19 protein-coding genes and 1 pseudogene are annotated in these 18,451 nt (G+C 69.3%); 13 read left to right on the forward strand and 7 right to left on the reverse strand.

Going from position 1 to position 18,451, the window contains the following annotated elements; genetic code table 11:
- Positions 1-39: 39 nt before the first annotated feature.
- The 4 genes from ACIPEK_RS16220 (at position 40) to ACIPEK_RS16235 (ending at position 2,482) form a co-directional block, all read left to right on the forward strand.
- Positions 40-675 (forward strand): 2OG-Fe(II) oxygenase, encoded by a 636-nt coding sequence (locus ACIPEK_RS16220; RefSeq protein ID WP_401996066.1) that lies wholly within the window; start codon positions 40-42, stop codon positions 673-675.
- A 117-nt stretch (positions 676-792) separates the two neighbouring features.
- Complete coding sequence (locus tag ACIPEK_RS16225; RefSeq protein WP_401996069.1) at positions 793-1,524, forward strand: 2OG-Fe(II) oxygenase; 732 nt, start codon at positions 793-795, stop codon at positions 1,522-1,524.
- Complete coding sequence (locus ACIPEK_RS16230) at positions 1,521-1,931, forward strand: DUF4816 domain-containing protein (protein WP_401996072.1); 411 nt, start codon at positions 1,521-1,523, stop codon at positions 1,929-1,931. Before ACIPEK_RS16225 ends, ACIPEK_RS16230 begins: the two co-directional genes overlap by 4 nt.
- A complete protein-coding gene (locus ACIPEK_RS16235) occupies positions 1,928-2,482 on the forward strand; it encodes a hypothetical protein (RefSeq protein WP_401996075.1) in 555 nt (184 codons plus the stop codon). Before ACIPEK_RS16230 ends, ACIPEK_RS16235 begins: the two co-directional genes overlap by 4 nt.
- Before the next feature lie 184 nt (positions 2,483-2,666).
- Here ACIPEK_RS16235 and ACIPEK_RS16240 read toward each other — a convergent pair.
- The 4 genes and pseudogenes from ACIPEK_RS16240 to ACIPEK_RS16255 form a co-directional block, all read right to left on the reverse strand.
- Positions 2,667-3,308 (reverse strand): annotated as a pseudogene (locus ACIPEK_RS16240) (hypothetical protein); the annotation flags it as partial.
- A 99-nt stretch (positions 3,309-3,407) separates the two neighbouring features.
- On the reverse strand, positions 3,408-4,457 hold the full coding sequence (locus ACIPEK_RS16245; protein ID WP_401996078.1) for a polyprenyl synthetase family protein: 1,050 nt from the start codon (positions 4,455-4,457) through the stop codon (positions 3,408-3,410).
- Entirely contained in the window at positions 4,454-5,518 is a 1,065-nt protein-coding gene (locus tag ACIPEK_RS16250) for a tetratricopeptide repeat protein (RefSeq protein ID WP_383074067.1), read from the reverse strand. The genes ACIPEK_RS16245 and ACIPEK_RS16250 overlap by 4 nt, the downstream gene beginning before the upstream one ends.
- Positions 5,519-5,974: 456 nt before the next feature.
- Positions 5,975-6,250, reverse strand: coding sequence for a hypothetical protein (locus ACIPEK_RS16255; protein ID WP_401996081.1), 276 nt, complete (start codon positions 6,248-6,250; stop codon positions 5,975-5,977).
- A 138-nt stretch (positions 6,251-6,388) separates the two neighbouring features.
- Here ACIPEK_RS16255 and ACIPEK_RS16260 point away from each other — a divergent pair, with 138 nt between their 5' ends.
- From ACIPEK_RS16260 to ACIPEK_RS16275, 4 genes are all read left to right on the forward strand, one after another.
- Entirely contained in the window at positions 6,389-6,850 is a 462-nt protein-coding gene (locus ACIPEK_RS16260) for a hypothetical protein (protein WP_401996084.1), read from the forward strand.
- Positions 6,851-7,100: 250 nt separating this feature from the next.
- A complete protein-coding gene (locus ACIPEK_RS16265) occupies positions 7,101-7,292 on the forward strand; it encodes a DUF6381 family protein (protein WP_401996087.1) in 192 nt (63 codons plus the stop codon).
- A gap of 159 nt (positions 7,293-7,451) precedes the next feature.
- Entirely contained in the window at positions 7,452-8,462 is a 1,011-nt protein-coding gene (locus ACIPEK_RS16270; RefSeq protein ID WP_401996389.1) for an MsnO8 family LLM class oxidoreductase, read from the forward strand.
- Between the two features lie 154 nt (positions 8,463-8,616).
- Entirely contained in the window at positions 8,617-10,236 is a 1,620-nt protein-coding gene (locus ACIPEK_RS16275) for an APC family permease (protein WP_401996090.1), read from the forward strand.
- A 35-nt stretch (positions 10,237-10,271) separates the two neighbouring features.
- Here the strand turns inward: ACIPEK_RS16275 and ACIPEK_RS16280 are convergent, their stop codons facing one another.
- Positions 10,272-11,195 carry an aminoglycoside phosphotransferase family protein gene (locus ACIPEK_RS16280; protein ID WP_401996093.1) on the reverse strand — a complete coding sequence of 308 codons (924 nt, stop codon included), beginning with the start codon at positions 11,193-11,195 and terminating at the stop codon, positions 10,272-10,274.
- A gap of 210 nt (positions 11,196-11,405) precedes the next feature.
- Between ACIPEK_RS16280 and ACIPEK_RS16285 the strand changes: the two genes are divergently transcribed.
- A complete protein-coding gene (locus tag ACIPEK_RS16285) occupies positions 11,406-11,915 on the forward strand; it encodes a DUF664 domain-containing protein (RefSeq protein WP_383074073.1) in 510 nt (169 codons plus the stop codon).
- Positions 11,916-12,046: 131 nt separating this feature from the next.
- Here the strand turns inward: ACIPEK_RS16285 and ACIPEK_RS16290 are convergent, their stop codons facing one another.
- Positions 12,047-12,853, reverse strand: a complete 807-nt coding sequence (locus ACIPEK_RS16290; protein ID WP_401996096.1) for an SAM-dependent methyltransferase — start codon at positions 12,851-12,853, stop codon at positions 12,047-12,049.
- Between the two features lie 623 nt (positions 12,854-13,476).
- On the opposite strand from ACIPEK_RS16290, the gene ACIPEK_RS16295 reads away from it, so the two are divergent.
- The gene (locus tag ACIPEK_RS16295) at positions 13,477-13,872 is read left to right on the forward strand and encodes a hypothetical protein (protein ID WP_401996099.1); all 396 of its coding nucleotides are present in this window, start codon (positions 13,477-13,479) and stop codon (positions 13,870-13,872) included.
- Positions 13,873-13,904: 32 nt separating this feature from the next.
- Complete coding sequence (locus ACIPEK_RS16300; RefSeq protein WP_401996102.1) at positions 13,905-14,918, forward strand: phosphotransferase; 1,014 nt, start codon at positions 13,905-13,907, stop codon at positions 14,916-14,918.
- A gap of 157 nt (positions 14,919-15,075) precedes the next feature.
- Here ACIPEK_RS16300 and ACIPEK_RS16305 read toward each other — a convergent pair whose 3' ends face one another.
- The gene (locus ACIPEK_RS16305) at positions 15,076-15,642 is read right to left on the reverse strand and encodes a DUF4291 domain-containing protein (protein ID WP_401996105.1); all 567 of its coding nucleotides are present in this window, start codon (positions 15,640-15,642) and stop codon (positions 15,076-15,078) included.
- A gap of 212 nt (positions 15,643-15,854) precedes the next feature.
- On the opposite strand from ACIPEK_RS16305, the gene ACIPEK_RS16310 reads away from it, so the two are divergent.
- Both ACIPEK_RS16310 and ACIPEK_RS16315 read left to right on the forward strand, forming a co-directional pair.
- Entirely contained in the window at positions 15,855-17,465 is a 1,611-nt protein-coding gene (locus tag ACIPEK_RS16310; RefSeq protein WP_401996108.1) for an ABC transporter substrate-binding protein, read from the forward strand.
- Positions 17,465-18,451, forward strand: coding sequence for an ABC transporter permease (locus ACIPEK_RS16315; RefSeq protein ID WP_401996111.1), 987 nt, complete (start codon positions 17,465-17,467; stop codon positions 18,449-18,451). The genes ACIPEK_RS16310 and ACIPEK_RS16315 overlap by 1 nt, the downstream gene beginning before the upstream one ends.

Here is an 18,451-nt window from a genome sequence, read left to right on the forward strand (position 1 = left end):
GACTGGCCTGCAATGTATGGGCAGTTGAACGATCGCGGCGTGGCGCTCACACCGCCCCTGCTCAGCCGCGAGCTGTGTGAGGAGCTCATCGGCACGTTCGACGACGACGGAATGTTCCGCAGCACGGTGGTGATGCAGCGCTACAACTTCGGACGCGGCACCTACAAGTACTACGCGAACCCACTCCCCCCACTGGTGCAGGCGCTGCGCGAGAGCCTCTACCCGCCGATGGCGTGGATGGCCAACCAATGGGCGCCGATGCTGGGTGAACGCACCTTCCCCCACACGCTTGCGGAGCTCGTCGAGGAGTGCGCGGCCAATGGCCAGAACCGCCCGACTCCGCTGCTCCTTTCCTACAGGGAGGGGGACTACGCCTGCCTGCATCAGGACATCTACGGCGACATTGTGTTCCCGCTCCAGATTGCGATCATGCTGAACCGGCCGGGTGAGGACTTCACGGGCGGGGAGAACGTCTTCGTCGAACAGCGCCCCCGCTTCCAGTCGAAGGCCGTTGTCGTCAGGCCGGAGCTGGGCCAAGGGATGATCTTCCCGGTCCGCCATCGGCCGGTGCGCGGCAAGAACGGCTACCGCCGGCACCCCGTACGGCACGGCACCGGAACCGTTGAATCCGGGCGACGCAACACCTTGGGCCTCATCTTCCACAACGCCCGCTGAATCCATCCCCAGGTTCCGGCACGCCGTACGGGGCCACGCAGCCCGGCACTTCCACCAGGGCCGCGGCGACGCCCACGACTCTGCCCGTTACCAACCACATGCTGAGGGACCAGACCCGTGATCGACACAACACGCCCGGCCGGAACCGTGAGCGACCTGGTCGATGCCACCGATTGGGCCGCGCTCACCGACGAGGTCGACGAATACGGCAGCGCGCTGACCGGGCCGCTTCTCACCTCCGACCGGTGCCGCGAGCTCGCCGGGCTGTACGACGAGAACGAACGCTTCCGCACCACCGTCGACATGGCTCGCCACCGATTCGGATCCGGCCAGTACCGCTACTTCACCCACGATCTGCCCGAGGTGGTACGGGAGTTGCGCGAGGCTTTCTACCCGCATTTGTTGCCGATCGCCCGTGCCTGGGCCGAAAGATTGGGTAAGTCCGCCCCGTGGCCGGACAAGTTGGAGGAATGGCTCGGTATGTGTCATGAGGCCGGGCAGTCCAAGTCCGCCCAGATCCTTCTGCGTTACGGCGCCGGAGACTGGAACGCCCTGCACCGCGACGTCTTCGGCGACATGCTCTTCCCGCTCCAGGTCGTCATCGGACTCGACGCGCCGGGCACCGACTACACCGGTGGCGATTTCCTCATGACCGAGCAGCGCCCCCGCGCCCAGTCCCGGGGATCGGCCACCGTCCTTCTCCAGGGACACGGGCTGGTCTTCACCACCCGCGACCGGCCGGTCGCTTCCAAGCGCGGCTGGTCGACCGCGCCCATGCGGCATGGTGTCAGCACCGTCCGCTCAGGCCGGCGCCGCACCCTCGGCCTCGTCTTCCACGAGGCCAAATGAACGACCGCACCGACGCCCGCCAAGAAGCCGGTCAGCGCATCCGCACACTGCTCGGCCCCGACGGCGAGCCCTGCCGCAGCACCACGCCGGGCACACTCGGCGGACACCGGCGGGGCCGGTTGTACGGGCGGCTGGACTGTCCCTCCGCGCCGAGGGCGACAGCCCGCGGCCACTACGTGTCCCAGCGCGTGTTCTTCGCCGACGAGACCACTGCCGTCGAGGCCGGACACCGACCGTGCGCGGTGTGCCTGCCGGAGGCGTACGCCCGCTGGAAAGAGATCTGGAAAGAGATCTGGAAAGAGGTCTGGAAAGAGATCTGGAAAGAGATCTGGAAAGAGAACTGGAGAGAGAATTGGGCAGGGCACGGGAACGAGAGGCAGGAGCAGAGCCCCGGGGACACCCCATGAGCCTGATCCAAGATGCCGCGCGGAGCAGGTCACCCAAGCTCCGCAACCCTGTCGCCGACAACCCGGCACCGAATGCCCACACGGAAGCGGAGCTGGCCGCATTGATCGGCCTGCTGACCGAGCCCCGCTCGCGTATCCGGTCCGTTGCCGTCGGGCACGGGCGCGACGCCGAGTCCCGTACGGCCGCCCAGGCCTTCATCCGCGTGTGGCAGGCTCTGCACAGGGATGTGCTCGCTGTCGTCGACTGGCCCGAGGACGCCGCCTCGTGGCTGCGTCCCGCCCGGCGGCTGACCGCCCAGGCCCCGGACGCGTGGGTGCTGGCAGGCGCGCCGCTCGGAGTGGCGCAGCTCGCCCGGCGCCTTCGTCGGTCCACCGACTGGCATCCGGCCCGCACCTTCGGATTCGCCTCGCTCGGCACCCCGCGGCTCGTCGAGCTCGCCGGCGCCGACACCGTCCACGGTCTACGGGGAGCCTCCGCCGACGGTGGCACCTGGGACATCCGCCGCGGCTGGACGACCCACTACGAGCCCCCGGACGTGACGTGCGAATAGTGCGGGGGCACGCCCAGGTGTGTCTTCGACATGTCGGTGCGGATCGCGGTCGGTGCGGCGTCCGGCACCGGCGCGAGCGGGCTGGCGGCATGGGCATCGGGGACCGTGCACGCTCGTACACACGCGGCCACCGCGACCGCCACGCGAGTCCTCCAGCTCCGAGGGGTGTCGTCCTGGACCTGCATCAGAGCGAGCCTTTCGCGTGACGGGCGGCGGCTTCTGCCAGTTCTGTGATCAAGGGGTGGGGCCGGGTGCCGTCGCCGAACAGCTCGGGCTGGAAGAGGGTGGCCAGAAAGAACGGGTGTGCCGGGAGTTCGGCGATACGGACCTCGCCCGCATCGTCGACGCCCGTGAAGTGCAGACCGTGCGAACGCAGCAGGTCCAGGTGGCGCGGGTTGGGGCCGTAGTTGCAGTAGTAGCGCTCCACCGTGCGTTCGGCGCCCAGGAGCCGGGCGGCCCATGAGCCGTCGGTGAGCCTGATTGCACCCTCGTGGCCGACCAGCGAGCAGGCCAGCGGGACCACCACCGCGTCTTCGGCGGCGGTCTGCGGCGCGTTCTCGGTGTGACCGGCACCGGCCAGGCCGCACACATGGCGGGCGTACTCGAGCAAGACGTGCTGGAAGCCCCCACAGGTGCCCAGAAATGGGATGCCCTCCTCACGGGCGGTACGGATGGCCGCGAGCGCCCCCGACTCACTGCGGTAAGGGCTGCCGGGCAGCATCCAGACCGCGTCGAAGCCCTCGATGCCTTCCACGGCTTCCTGCGTGGGGATCCAGTAGGCGTCCAGGTCGAGGCCGTCGCGGTTGCGCAGGGACTCCAGCAGAACGATGTGCCGGTGGCCGGGCCCGGGTGACGGGGTTCCGGCCCCGGCACTGACGGGGAGGGCCGGGGGAGTGGTGCCCCGGCCGGGGCCCGCGTCGGTTCATCACATGGTGCGGTCGACGAAGAACGGGAGAAGCGCGAGGATTTCACCGAGCGCAGCCGGGGCCAGCGGAACGCCGTCCAGGCTGCGGCGGGCGCTCTCCAGCTGCTGGTGGGCTTCGGCCAGTGTCGCGGAGCGCCCACCGGCTTCCTCGACGAGGTCGGCCGCCTGCCGGGCGGCGGTGCGGTCGAGCGGGTTGCCGGTGCCGAGAAGCGTGGCGAGGCGCCGGGCGGCGGGGCGGTCGGTGGCCAGGGCCGCGAGGACGGGGTACGTCTTCTTCAGCCGACGCAGATCGTTGTGGACGGGCTTGCCCGTGACCTGCGGATCTCCCCAGATCCCCAGGAGATCGTCCACGGCCTGGAATGCCACCCCGAGGTGCCGACCGGCCCTGGCGAGGGCGCCGACGGTCGTGGCAGGGGCTCCGGCCAGCACCCCGCCCAGGCCTGTCGCACAGCCGAGCAGCGCGCCGGTCTTGTGCTCGGCCATCCACCGGTACTCGTGAAGCTGCACCGATTCGGGTCCGGTCCAGGGCCGGGACTCGAAGAGCAGGTCCTCGGCCTGACCGCGCACCAGGTCGGTCAGCGTTCCGGCGAGATGCCGAACCGCCGCCGCACTGTACACGCCCGGAGCGTCGGCCAGAGTCTGCACAGCCAGCGCGAAGAGCGCGTCCCCCGCGAGGATCGCGGGGCCGGTCCCGTACACCTTCCAGGCGGTGGCGCGCTGCCTGCGGGTCTCGTCGCCGTCCATGATGTCGTCGTGCAGGAGGGAGAAGACATGGATCAGCTCGACGGCGACCGCGCCGACGACAGCGTCCTTTGCAGGGGCGCCGGCGGCCTCGGCGCTCAGCAGCGCGAGGGCCTGGCGCACCCCTTTGCCCTGTGAGCCCGTGACCGGGCTGCCGTCCGCCGTGTCCCACCCGAGGGAGAAGGCGGCCATCTCCGCGTGCCACGGATGCAGACGCTGCACGGCCTGTGCAAGCGCCGGGCGTACGAGGTCGCGGCAGCGGGCGAGAATCTGCGGTGCCGTGGCCCGGTGGGTTACGGGTGGTGTCATCGTCGTCCGCTTCCCTCGCCCGTCTCTCCACCGACCGGTGCCACACCGAGTTCGGCGTACGCCTTGTCCACCATGTCCCGGGCGTTGAGCAGGCCGATCCGACTCAGGGTGCGGCGCAACTCGTCCAGATCGGCGGCGGTCTCGTTCCGGTCGCGGCCGAGCCGGGCGAGCGACTTGACGAGACCGAGCCGGGCCAGGGCTTCACCGCGGGGTTCGGCCATGGCGCGGAACTCGGCGAGCGCTTCCTCGTAGACCTGGCGCGCCTCCTCGTAACGGCGGGCGCGGAAGAACACGTTGGCGCGCATCTTGTGGTTGTACGCGAGCGCACTGGACAACTTCATCTCACGGCAGGTGAGTTCGGCTTCCGTGAGCAGGGCCAGGGCGCGTTCCGGATCGTCGTCCCGCAGGGAAATGATGTCGGCCATGCCGCGCAGGGCCCACGCGCGGCCACGCCGGTCGTCCGCATTCCCGGCCAACTGTGCCGCTTCCTCGAACATGGCCAGCGCGCTGTCGAGCGATCCGGTGTTGCGGTGGATCTGCGCGATGCCCTCCAGCGCCCACACGGTGTGGCGCGCCTCGCCACGGGCCCGCGCCTCCGCGAGCAGCTGTTCGTGCAGGACCGCGACGGTCTGGTAGTCGCCCTGGATCCGCCCGGTCTCCGCAAGGCCGGCGAGGGAGTAGCCACGGGCGACGATGTCCCCACCGCGTTTCCCCATGTCGGCCGCGAGCCCCAACAGCCTGAAAGCGAGCCTGAGTTCTCCGCGCTGCCGGGCGAGCGTCCCACCGCTCCACAGCGCCCAGGCCATCGCCCCCAGGTCACCGGCCGAGCGGGCGGCCCGGTAGCTGGCCTTCCACGCCTGATCGGCTTCCTTCACATTGCCGAGCCTGCGATGTGCCTCGGCCACCGCGAGCCCGCATCGCGCCACTTCCTGTTGTGATCCGCTGTGCTCGGCCTCCCTCAAGTGACGTATTCCTTCTGCCAGTACATCCGTGAGTGAGGAGTTCACCGACATCTTGGTGAGGGCGCCTTGGTACTCGGGCGCCAGTGCCTTGCTGTGCATGGGAGCCTTTCGCGTGCGGCCGGGTCGACAGCAGGGCAACTATGCATTTTGTGTATACATGAAGTGCATAGTTGTCTGGTGATCGGACCCGGGCGCTCGTGGGGGGTCGGACGTGGCTTGTCGCCTGCGGCGAACCGCCTTGCTGTGGATCAAGACGGCAGTGGCGTGTCCGAGGTTGCTCCGCGATCAACAGAAGTCGACATTGTCCGTACCGGGAGGAAAGGCAGGGCAGCCCCGGCCGTGGAGCGCGATGCGGGCGGGACATCGGATGAGAGTGTGACCGTCTCGATCACGTCGGCGCCGAGCGCGCGCCGCCCGCAAAAGCCCCCGCGCACGGATTTCCTTCCCGCGTGCATACGTGGACCGGCTGTGCACCGTGGCCGGGCTCCGCGCCCGAGGCTGGAGCCTCTGCCACGAGCTCGGCCACCTCCACCAGCAAGCCGCCCACCAGGCCGATCAGTTGAGAGAATTCAACGAGCCCTGCCTCACGGCCGGGTGCGGCCGGCGCGCTACCGTGACCTGCGGCAAGCCGATCGGCGCCGAGGCCGGCGTCGACTGTTCGGGCAGCCTTCCCACCGTCACCGATCCGTCGTCCGGAAGCTGCTTGAGCACCGCCTCGCAGACGACGAGCCAGGGGCAGCAGGTCACGGTGGCGGGCAGCGCGTCGGCAGCGGCTGTGAGCCCGACCTCATAGTTGAATCGGGGCCGCACCCGGTTGAATCGGGACCGCACCCGGCCCGATCCCACCTCCCGCCTGATCCCGCGGACGCCGTAACGCACAGCGTGCGGTCGGGACTCCATGAGGAGCGCCCCCGGCACCTTCTGGCTAAGCTCGACGAGGGGCCGAGTACCAGATCGACGGAGGCTCCCATGATGACCACACTCGAACTGCGCGATGTGCCCCCTCGCCTTGCCACCGGTGCGTTCATCCTGAACTCGGGCCTGGGCAAGCTGAAAGCGGACGAAGAGATGGCCCAGGGCGTGCACGGCATGGCCTGTACTGCCTACCCGTTTCTCAAGAAGATTGAGGCCAGGCGATTCACCCGGCTGCTCGCTCTGTCGGAGTTGACCGTCGGCGGAACCCTGCTCTGCCCCTTCGTGCCGACCCGACTGGCCGGACTGGTGCTGACAGGGTTCTCCAGCGGCCTGCTGGGTCTGTATCTGCGGGTCCCCGGGATGCGGGAGCCCGGCAGCCTGCGGCCCACCCAGAACGGCATCCCGCTGGCCAAGGACTCCTGGATGCTGGGGATCGGACTCGGCCTCCTGAGCGCAGATGCCCGCTGGGCAGGCGCCGGTGCATCCCGGTGTCCCTGGCGCCGGTCCGGACGCTGACGGGGCAGCCGGGCCCGGGTGGGCGGCTGCGGATGAGCGGGAGCACGGTGAAGGCCCACGTCAGTCGCATCCTGCTTACTCTGGAGGTGGGAAACCGCGTCCCGAGCGGCGTCGCCGCCCGGGACGCCGGGCCGGCGGATGACCCTCTGCCGCGTGGGGCGTAACAGTGGGTAACTGCCTGGAGTGCGCTGCCCCCGGCAAAGCCTGATCCGTGGTGGGCCCGCTCCGCGCGCAGATCCAAGGAGTGATCATGAGTGAATCAGAAGAATATCGCGGTCGCGTGAGGCAGATGCGCGCCAAGGCGAAGGATCTCAAGGACGCAGCCGAGCGCACCACCGACCCCAAGGAACGCCAACGCCTGAAGGACAAGGCCAGCAGGATCGAAGCGGAGAGCGATCAGGTCAGCGGCATGGCGAGCGGGGACATCTACCCCATGGAGTAGTCGCCGCCGCGTGCGGCCGAGTGACACGGCCGCTCCACCCCGACGCCGTGGACGCACAGCCGTCGCGCAGCCCCTGAGCGCCACTGCTCAGGGGCTGCGCACGTCGACTCCGTGGCAGGCCGGGGGAATCCTGGCGTGGCCCGGACGTTGAACAAGGGCGTGAACTCTCTGATCGCATCCACCCGGTTTTCCGTGCTCGACCGTTCCCGTACCCGTGAGGGGTGCGACGGCCCCGAGGCGCTGCGCGGCACCGTACGCCTCGGCCAGGAGGTCGAGGCACTGGGCTATCACCGGTTCTGGGTCTCCGAACATCACAGCGTGCCGGGCGTCGCCGGTTCGGCGCCGACCGTGCTGGTTGCGGCCGTCGCGGCGGCGACCGCCACCATTCGGGTCGGTACGGGCGGCGTGATGCTCCCCAATCATCAACCGCTCGTGGTGGCCGAACAGTTCGGGGTGCTGGAGTCACTCTTCCCCGGCCGGATAGATATGGGGCTCGGCCGCTCGGTGGGCTTCACCGACGGCATCCGCAGGGCACTGGGCCGGGACAAGCCGGACGCGCAGGACTTCGCAGGGCAGCTCACCGAGTTGCTCGGCTGGCTGGACGGCACGCAGCGAGCCCACCCGCAGGTTCATGCCCGACCAGCCGAGGGCCTGCGTATACCCCCGTTCGTACTGGCCACCGGCGAGGGTGCCGCTATCGCTGCGGCGGCCGGGCTGCCGCTGGTCGTCGGAGATCTCCGCGGCCGGGAGAAGCTGGTACGGGCCGTCGAGCGCTACCGCCGGGAGTTCCGCCCCTCGTCCTGGGCCGCGGAGCCCTATGTGGTCGTGTCGGGCACGATCGCGCTTGCCGGAAGCGCGGACGAGGCCCGGCGCCTTCTGATACCGGAAGCATGGTCCATGGCGTACTCCCGGACCCATGGCGTGTTCCCGCCGCTCGCCGCCGCCGAGCGGGTCGAGACACTGACCATGACGGAGAAGGAGCGCGGCTTCTACGAGAGCGGACTGCGCGGCCACATCCAGGGCACGGAGGACCAGGTGGCCACAGCGCTCGAGACGGCCATCAAGGAGACCCGTGCGGACGAGGTGCTGGTCACCACCAGTACCTATGACCGTGCGGCTCTGATGGACTCCTTGCGCCGGCTGGCCCGTATCGCGGAGCTGACGGCCTGACCACCGGCAGGCGTGTGCCCGGCACCCTGTCCGACCGCTGACAGAGCTTTCACCCGTATCGACGTCTCAAGCGGCAATCCTTCGGCGGTTCCTGCCGTCACGCGTGGCACGCTGGGCTCTCGTATGTCCCCGACCGTCCGAGGAGACGTGCCACGTGCCGCAGAACGAGCCGACGGAGTCGCTCGCCGCCCCTGCGGTGCTGGTCGAGGAGCGCCGGCTCCGCAAGGATCTCGGATTCTGGGGCCTGACCGCGATCGGGTTCTCCAACATCCTGGGATCCGGGTGGCTGTTCGCGGCCATGTATGCCGCCCAGACCGCCGGGCCCGCCGCCCTGCTGTCCTGGATCGCGGCCGGTGCGCTCTGCGGCTTGGTCGCTCTGGTCATGGTGGAACTCGGGGCCACCCGTCCGGAGGGCGGAGGTACCGTGCGCTGGCCGCTGTACGCGAGCGGGCGGCTGGTCGGTACGGTGATCGGCTGGTCCGTCCTGCTCTCGGTCGGCGGTACGGCGGCGGAGATCAGCGCCATCATGCAGTATGCCGCGCACTATCTGCCGGGCTTGTACGACGGCGGCAGTCTCAGCGCCACGGGCCTCGGTGTGGCTGTCGCGCTGAGCGTCGTGCTGACCGTGCTCAACTGGTTCGCCGTGCGGATGTTCGCCCGGCTGAACAACCTGGTGTCGGTGTTCAAGGTCGTCGTCCCCGTCGTCACGGTCATTGCGCTGTTCCTCTCGGGCACCCACTCCGGGCGCCTCACCGACCACGGCGGCTTCGCACCGTACGGCTACGCGGCATGCCTGACCGCTCTCGCCGGTGGCGGCATCGTCTACTCCGTCAACGGCTTCCAGGCCCCGCTGGACTTCTCGGGAGAGGCCCGCAACCCACGCCGTAACGTGCCGGCCGCGGTGCTCACCGGCATCGGTCTTGCCGTGCTGGTCTACCTGGGGCTCCAACTGGCGTTCCTCTTCACGGTGCCCGAGTCCCTGCTGGGCAACGGCTGGCAAGGAGTCGACTTCGAGTCGCCGTTCGGGCAGCTCGCCCTGGTGCTCAATCTGCACTGGCTGGCCACCCTGCTCTACGCCGACGCTGTGATCTCTCCCGGCGGTTCGGCCTACGTGGGGGTGGCGATCGATGCCCGGCACACGTACGCGCTCGCCAAGAACGGCCTGCTGCCCCGCTTCTTCATGCGGATCGATCCCCGGTCCGGCATGGCGCACCGGGCGCTGGTGCTCAACCTTGCCGTCATCATCGTCTTCATGCTGCCGTTCGGCGGCTGGCAGGACATCGTGAGCGTGATGGGCGACATGTATCTGCTCATCTACGCGGCATCGGCGGTCGCCGTCGCGGCGTTCCGGGCACACGAGCGGGAGAGCGAGGTGCCACGGACGGAGGGCGAGGTGCCGGGGGTGCGTTGGATCGCGCCGGTCAGTTTCATCGTGGCCAGCGAGTTCGTCTTCTGGTCGGGGTGGCACGACCTGCGGCTCGCACTGCCGCTCGTCCTGCTCGGCGTCCCGCTGTTCCTGCTGCAGCAGCGTGGTACCGAGGGGCCTTCGCCGCGCGTCGAGTTGCTCCATGGCGCCTGGCTGGTCTTTCATCTGGCCGCGCTGACGCTGCTCTCATGGCTCGGCACCTTCGGCGGTTCCGGCCACCTGCCGGCACCGTACGACTCCGTGGCGGTCGCTGCCGTGTCCCTCGGCGTCTTCGTGTGGGCGGTGCACTCGGGCGCCGACCACCTCAGAACGGCTCCGGCGGCGGCGCCCGCGGCCCCGCCGGTCTGAACCCGCATCCGGCTTTCCGGGCAGCGCTCCTGCGCCTATCGGCTCAGCAGGGCAGTGGCGATGGCGACCTGGGCCGGCTCCAGCGCGGTCCTGCCGTCGGCGATGTCCCACAACGCGTTCTGCAGGACGCGACCGAGTGTCCAGCCCGTCGCCCTCCGGCGGTCCAGGCCGAGTACTTCGGTCAGCAGGTCGAAGCGGCGGAGCACCGCGCGTGTCACATCGCCGGTCGCCGTTATCTCCTCCCACCGGTTGTCCATCGCCGGCAGCAGCTCGAAACCGGGGTCACCGGCAAGGGGTTCGGGATCGATGGCCAGCCAGAGTTCCCGTTGTCCGGCGAGGATGTTGTCGTAGTGCAGGTCCCAGTGCAGCAGGCGGTCGCCGGGTTCGCCGGTCAGTTCGGCCACCGCTGCCGCGCAGGTGCGTACAAGCTGTTGCTCGGCAGGGTCACGTAGCCTCGGCACGGCGCGTGCCACCTCATCGAGCATGGCCGTGGCGATGTCGGCCAGGCGTCGAAGACCCTGTGGCGCGGGCACCGCGACCAGGCGGGCCAGCAGCTCGGCGAGGATCTGCATGGCTGCGGTGTCGTCGGCCACCGACGACAGCGGCCGGGCCGCGTCCAGTCGTTCCAGGAGCATGGTGCCGGTGTCCGGGTCGTGGTCGAGCAGGCGCACGACTCCGTTGCCGTTCCACGCCCGCAGGCCGGGCGCGGCCCCGATGTTGTCCTCGGTGACCTGCTGGAGCTTCAGCACCGACGGTGTACCGTCCGTGCGGGTCACGGGCAGTACGAGTGAGGCCATGCCATGTGCTGCGGGGCCGTCCGGCCGCAGTGCCCAACGGTCCAGGAACTCCGCGGCCAGTCCTGGCAGCGCGGCGATCCAGGCGCGGCCGGACGCGCCGCTGTTTCGGCCGTACGACGCGGCGAACGTGTCGGGGACGTCGATGGGGTTCGACGTGGTCATGTCGGTTCTTCTCCCTCGTCGGAATCGGGTTCGTCCAGATGCGAAGGAGGCCACGGGGTGCCCGGATTCCGGACATGCGTCAATTCATGTCTCCACCCTACGCGGAATGCTGAATTGCCCCTGTGCGTCAGGGGCGGTGACCGGCAGCCGAGTCGTGTGCGGCGCGTGTCGGTGGCAGGGGAGGAGCGCGAGAACGGAGATGGTGATGGCATGAACAGTGCTGACCTTTTGACGGACGCGTTCACTCGCGTCCAGGAGACGGTGCACTCGGTGGTCGAGGGCCTTTCACGCGCCGACCTCCACGCTCGCCTCGACGACGGAGCGAACACGATCGCGTGGCTCGTGTGGCACCTCACCCGGATCCAGGACGACCACATCTCGGATGCGGCAGGTATCGAGCAGGTCTGGTTCACCCGGGACTGGGCCTCCCGCTTCGATCTGCCCTTCGCGAAGGACGCCACCGGGTACGGACACAGCACCGCAGACGTCGCGGCTGTGCAGGTGGGCTCGCCCGAACTGCTGCTCGGCTACTACGACGACGTCCATGAACAGACTCTCGGATTCATCAGTGGGCTCGACGGCCGGGCTCTGAACCGCATCGTCGACGAGGCATGGTCGCCGCCGGTCACCCTCGGGGTCCGTCTGATCAGCGTCATCTCGGACGACCTGCAGCACGCCGGCCAGGCGGCCTTCGTGCGAGGCTCGCTCGAGCGCCGGTAGAACTCGACGCGAGTGGGGGCCTGTTGTGCCGTCGGACGGCGTCGGCGCATTCCAGTCCCTGTTCCATCCCCTGGTCCTCCGGAGCCGAGGTCGCGGACCGTGCGGCCTCGGCGCTGGAGGACCCCGGTGTCTCAGACCTTGAGCCCGACGCCGCTCACCGCATGGCCCTGCAGGGTGTCCGCCGGGCTCTGGCCGGGATCGGGGCGCCAGGCCGCCGTCCGCACGACGCCCGGCTCGACCACGTCCAGGCCGTGGAAGAAGTCGGCGATCCGTTCAGGGCTGCGCAGATGGTACGAGCTTGCCGAATTCGCGTTGTAGGAGGCGACGGCCTGGTTCAGCGAGTCACTCGTGTTCGTGCCGTCACTGAGGGCCAGATAGCTTCCTGAGGGGAGCGCGGCCACCAGCCGGTCGACCAGCGCCCACGGGTCGTCCTCATCGGGGAGCTGCCCCATGATCCCCAGCATGGTCAGCCCGACCGGCCGGCTGAAGTCCAGCGTCTCGGCGGCCTCGGCGAGAATCGCGTCGGCGTCCCTGACGTCGGCGTCGATGTATGCGCACGCGCCCTCGGGAGTGCTGGTGAGCAGGGCGCGGGCATGGGTCAGGACGAGCGGGTCGTTGTCGACGTACACAATCCGGGAATCCGGGGCCACCCGCTGGGCCACCTCGTGCGTGTTGTCGGCCGTCGGCAGGCCCGTGCCTATGTCGAGGAATTGACGGATGCCCGCCTCTGCGGTCAGGAAGCGCACAGCGCGGGCGAGGAAGGCCCGCTGGAGGCGGGCGATGGCGGCGAAGTCCGGGAAAGCCTTGAGGATCATGTCGCCCATTTGGTGGTCGACGGAGTAGTTGTCCTTGCCGCCCAGGAGGTAGTTCCACACACGTGCCGAATGCGGCCGGTCCGTCTGAAGCCTGTCGGCCGGCGACTGCGAAGATGTACTCATGACCAGATCCTCACATATGCCAACGGCGCTTGCCTGAGGTATTGATCACCGGCGACGACCCGGATGGGGCTGCACCTCCTGCGGAGGTGCAGCCGCGGGGAGCGCAGTCACGGACCGTCGGTCAACAGGAACCCGCTGTGGTGCATTTGGCGGTTCCGGGCCTGCCGCGCTGTCTGTGCCCACCGTTTTCGGCGCCGCCACCGGAAGACACCGCGGCTGTCCTTGCGGCCGACGGAACGGACGGTCCATGGAGGCCCGCGAAGGCACACGATGTCGTGTCGGCATACTGCCGAGATGTACTCCGATGCCGATGCCGCCGTGCTCTACGGCCTGCTCAACTCCTGGGGACCGAGCGACGACTTCTATCTGTCATGTGTCATGGATGCCCCTTCCGTCCTGGGGGTGCGGAACCGGCATGGTGCTGCACCGTGCGCGCGAGGCGGAACACACCGGTCGGCCGTGCGGGCTGAATCCCGATGACGCCGCACTGGACCGGGCGAGCGGACGGCGTCACATCGAGTGGGTCCTGGGCAGGGCCGAAGAAGCCGTGTGGAAAGGAGAGTTCGGGCTCGCTGTCATGGCGGGCAACGTGTTCCAGGTCTTCGTCACCGACGATGAACCGCGTGCGTCTCTCGCAGCGATTCGGCACGCCCTGTCCGGCGCCGGACGATGTGTGTTCGGCACCCGCAACCCGCAGGCGCGGGGCGTGGGAGAGAGGGAACCCGGCGAACCACGTCGACGTCACCGACCACATGGACCGGGCGCTGCGCGTGAGCCACTTCGTGGAGTCCGTCGTCGGCGATGTGGTCACGTTCACCGAGACGACGGCGACCCGTGCCGGCGAGCCGCTGCGCATCGACCGGACGAGCCTGCGATTCCTCGATGCCGGTAGGATCGGCGCCTTCCTCGGAGAAGCCGGCTTCGCGGTCGAGGCGCGCTACGGGGACTGGTCGCGTGGGCCGTTGACCGCCGGGAGCGACGACATCGTCGTTGTCGCACGCGCCGTGAAAACCAGGTGAAGGCCCGGCAGGCACGGTGGTGGGATGGTGCGATGCAACGTGATGCGCCGGAAACCGCCGACCGAGGGCAGTACCCCGATGCGGTGACGCCCTGGGAACACGAGGCGTGGCGGGAGGAAGCCCTTGAATGGGTGGAGCGCGGACTCGCCGCTCACGGACTGCGTGAGACCGGGCAACGAAAGGTGAGGCTCCGGCCGTGGTCCGTGCTGGTACGGATGCCCGTCGAGGGACGCGACGCCGTCTGGTTCAAGGCCAACCCGCCCGCCAGTGCCTTCGAGGCGGGGCTGACCGAAGCATTGGCCCGCTGGGTACCCGCGTACGTGTTGAAGCCGCTCGCCGTCGACGCACGCCGCGGCTGGACGCTGCTCCCGGACGGCGGCGCGCTCTTCAGGAATGTACTCGACTCGACCCGTGGCACCGCCGACCCGCGCGTCTGGGAAGAGCCGCTGCGCCAATACGCCGGAATGCAACGCATACTTGTGCCGTACGCCGAGAAGATCGAACTGCTCGGTGTCCCCAGCGCGCGCACGACTGCGCTCCCCGAGATCTTCGACCGTGTCGTCGACGGCAACACCGCACTGGAACCCACTGACCTCAAGGCGTTGCGCGAGCTGCGGCCACGCCTCGCGGAGTGGTGCGCGGAACTCGCGGGTGCGGGCATCGCGGATACGCTCGACCACTCGGATCTGCACGACGGTCAGCTCTTCGCATCCGAGCCCGGCCGCTTCACCTTCTTCGACTGGGGCGACGCGGCCGTCACCCATCCGTTCTGCAGCTTTCTGGTCCCCGCACGTGCGGCCCGCGAGCGGTTCGGGCCCGAGGTGCTGCCCCGGCTGCGGGACGCCTACTTGGAACAGTGGGAGGGGGACGGCCGTACGAAGGCGGAACTGCGGCGTGCGGTGAGTCTGGCGTGGCGACTCGGGGCGATCGGACGGGCCTGCTCCTGGGGGCGTCTCTTCCCCGGTGCGTCCGACAGCGTGGGTGCGGCAGGCGACACGGAGGGTGCCCGGTGGCTGCTTGAACTCCTCACCGAGCCACCGCTGTAGAGGCAACCGCGTCGGCCGGGAATGCGTCAGTCGGTGTTCGAACCGTGCGTTTCACTGTGCAGCGTGAATGAAGAGACGCCGCCGCAACCGCTGCACTCGCCATGGCGAGTGAGTGCATCGGCCGGTGAGCGTGCCGAGGCCGGTGCGGAGCCGGCGCTCACACCTCGATGAGAAGGTTCCTCGCGAGGGCCGGCGGCATCGGGTAGATCCGCTCGGGCGGAAGCAGCCGCTGGGCCTGCGCTGCCCGGCCGCTCTGCTTGAGCGCCGCGATCTTGCGGGCCTGTGGAGTGACGTCGGTCAGGTCGACGACCCAGTCCTCCGCGAAGGTGCGGATCAGTCCGCGTCCGACCCCGACCTGGATGCTGTAGTGATTGAGCGCGGCTCCCCGCAGCGAGCGTTCGGGATCCCACTGGACGTGTACGGGGGCCCGGGCGACGGCCGCCGGGTCGGCCGTCGTCAGCACGGCCCGGGAGAGGGCCTCCTCCCATCCGGCACGGGTGATCCGTACCGCGAGGATGCGTTCCTGTCCCGACTTCTGTGCCCAGTTACTACGGTGCATGAGCCACAGGAACGACGGTTTGATCCAGGTCATCCGGTTGAACGAGAACGGTGGCACGAACCGTTTCGCCCGTAGGGACGGGTCAGCCACTGCCGGTGAGTACGCCTGGTAGACCACGATCGTCCGGGCATCGTAGTGGGCTCGTACCTGGTGCTGGGGGGTCATGCGGCACAGGCTGCCAGGGACACCACTGTGGCGCGATCGGATTTCTCCCCGCCCGACCGGACTGTTCACGCCCTCGTACTCTCGCGTTCGTCTTCGTCGTGGCGCACCGTCGGCACGGCAGTTTTTCGTGCTTCGCGACCACTCGGGGCCGCTGTGCGGCTGCCTAATGTTCCCTCACCCGGCGGCGGCGTGCCGCTCCCTCGGAGGTGACCATGGCCAGCACCGCAGGCACGGAGACGAGAAGCAGAACCACGCGCGGGACCCGGTCGGCGGCCGCGGTGGCCACGGTGCTCGGCCTGGTCGCCACCGCGGCCGCCTGCGGTGGCGGCTCGTCCGCCGACGGCGGTGACGGGTCGACGGTGGTGCTCGCCGTCGCCGCCGACCCGGGCACACTCAGCCCCACCACGGCGCTGGCCAGCACGGCAATTGCGATGAACTCCTTCGCATACGACACGCTCGTGCATTTCGCAGCCGACGGTTCGCTGATTCCAGGGGTGGCCGAGAAATGGTCCGCCACGCCCACCACCGCGCAGTTCACCATCCGCTCCGGGGTGACCTGCGAGGACGGCTCGCCGCTCACCGCGGACGACGTGGCCGCCGAGTACAACCACATCGCCGATCCGAAGAACCAGTCTCCGATGCTCGGGCTGTCCGTCCCCGTCACCGCTGTCGCGAAGGCCGACAGGGCGAGCCGGACCGTCACCGTCACCACGACGAAACCGGCGCCGTTCATCGTGCAGATGGCCCGGCTGCTGCCGCTGCTCTGCAAGAAGAGCCTGGCGGCGCCCAACGCGCTGGCCAAGGCCACCGACGCGAGCGGACCGTACCGGTTGACCGAAGCGGTTCCGGGCGACCACTACACGTATGTCAAGCGGGACGGATACGCCTGGGGGCCCCGCGGATCCACCGGCGCGGGCCTCCCCGGCAAGCTGGTGTTCAAGGTGGTCGCCAACGAGTCGACCGCAGCCAATCTCCTGATGGCCGGACAGATCAGCGGGGCCTTGATCAGCGGTGCCGACCAGGAACGGCTGGACGCGGCCGGGGTGAAGAACGAGAGCATCGAGGCGCTGTTCGGGCAGTTCCTGTTCAACCAGGCCGTCGGCCGTCCGGGCGCCGACCCGGCGGTGCGCAGGGCCTTGGTCTCCGTACTGGAACTGAAGCAGCTCGGAAACGTGGCCACCGGCGGCAAGGGCAAACCCGCCACCGCGATCGGCGAGACCACGCCCACCCCCTGTACCGGCGACACGGTGACCGGGAACCTCCCCGGCCACGATCCCGCGCAGGCCGCCGCCGCGCTCACCGCCGCCGGCTGGGCGAAGACCGGCGGCACCTGGACCAAGGGCGGCAAGCCCCTCACCGTCGGGCTCAGTTATCCGACCAATCAGGGCGCACAGGTCGCCTCGGCGGTCGAACTGGCCGTCCAGCAGTGGACGTCCTTCGGTGTGAAGGCATCGGCGAAGCCCACGGGTTCCGCCAGCATCCTCAGTACCCTCAGCGGCGGCGACTGGGACGTCGCCTGGGCACCCATCGGAGTCACGCTCCCGGACCAGCTGACCCAGTTCTACGACGGACCGCCACCGCCCAAGGGCAACAACTTCGGATCCATCACCAACCCCGACTACCACCGCCTCGCCGCTCAGGCCTCGGCCAAGCCCGGTGTCTCGGGCTGCGCCCTGTGGGAAGCGGCCGATGCCGCCCTGGTCAAGGACATCGACATCGTGCCCATCGTCAGCAGGCCGCTCCGGTACTACGGAAAGGGCATCACCTTCAAGGTGGACGGCGCCGGCATCATCCCCAGCACTCTGCGGCGGAGCGCCGGCTGATGGCGACGATCACCCTGAGCTCCCTGGGTACGACAGTTCGCAGCCCGTGGCTCGGATTCGCCCTGCGCCGCACCTGGCGGCTGGTGGTGTCGCTGGCCGCGCTGGTCACGGCAGCCTTCGCGATGATCCATCTGATCCCCGGCGACCCGGTGCGGACGGCCCTCGGCACCACCGCCGACCCGGCGCTGATCGCCGCCCGCAGACACTCGCTCGGCCTGGACCAGCCACTGCTGAAGCAGTACGGCGACTTCGTGGGCCATCTCTTCCAGGGCCGGCTCGGTGACTCGATCGGTGCACAGATGCCCGTCTCCGAGATCATTTCCAGCCGGCTCCCGGCGACCCTGCAGATCGCCGTCCCCGCGTTCGTACTGATCCTGCTGCTTGCCATCCCGGTCGGGATGACCGCGGCCGTGCTGACCAAGGACGGCCGCAGACGGCGCGGCGAACTCGCCTTCACCGGCGTCACCGGCTTCCTGGGCGCGGTGCCCGAATTCCTGCTGGCGGTCGGGCTGATCGCGGCGTTCGCCGTGGCCTGGCCGGTCTTCCCGGTGGCGTCGCGGGGTGGCATGGAATCGTATGTACTGCCGGTGCTGGCACTGACCGTCGTCCCGGCGGCCACACTGTCGCGCATCGTCAGGGTGGAGACCCTGCGGGTGCTCGGCGAGGACTACATGCGTACGGCGCGGGCGAAACGGCTCCCCGCCCGACTGCGCTACCTGCGGCACGCGCTGCCCAACCTGCTGACCTCCTCGCTCACCCTGGGCGGTCTGCTGTTCAGTTCGCTGCTCGCCGGCACCGTACTGGTCGAGAACGTCTTCGCCTGGCCCGGCCTCGGCACCACGATCGTCCAGGCGATCACCGAGAAGGACTATCCGCTGGTCCAGGGCGTCGTGCTGGTCTACGGGGCGGCCGCACTGCTGATCACCTTCGCCGTCGACGTGGCCGTGGCCGTCGCCGACCCCCAGTCCACCGTCCGCGGGAGTTGA

Source organism: Streptomyces sp. NPDC088246 (assembly GCF_044741025.1).
Classification (GTDB): domain Bacteria; phylum Actinomycetota; class Actinomycetes; order Streptomycetales; family Streptomycetaceae; genus Streptomyces.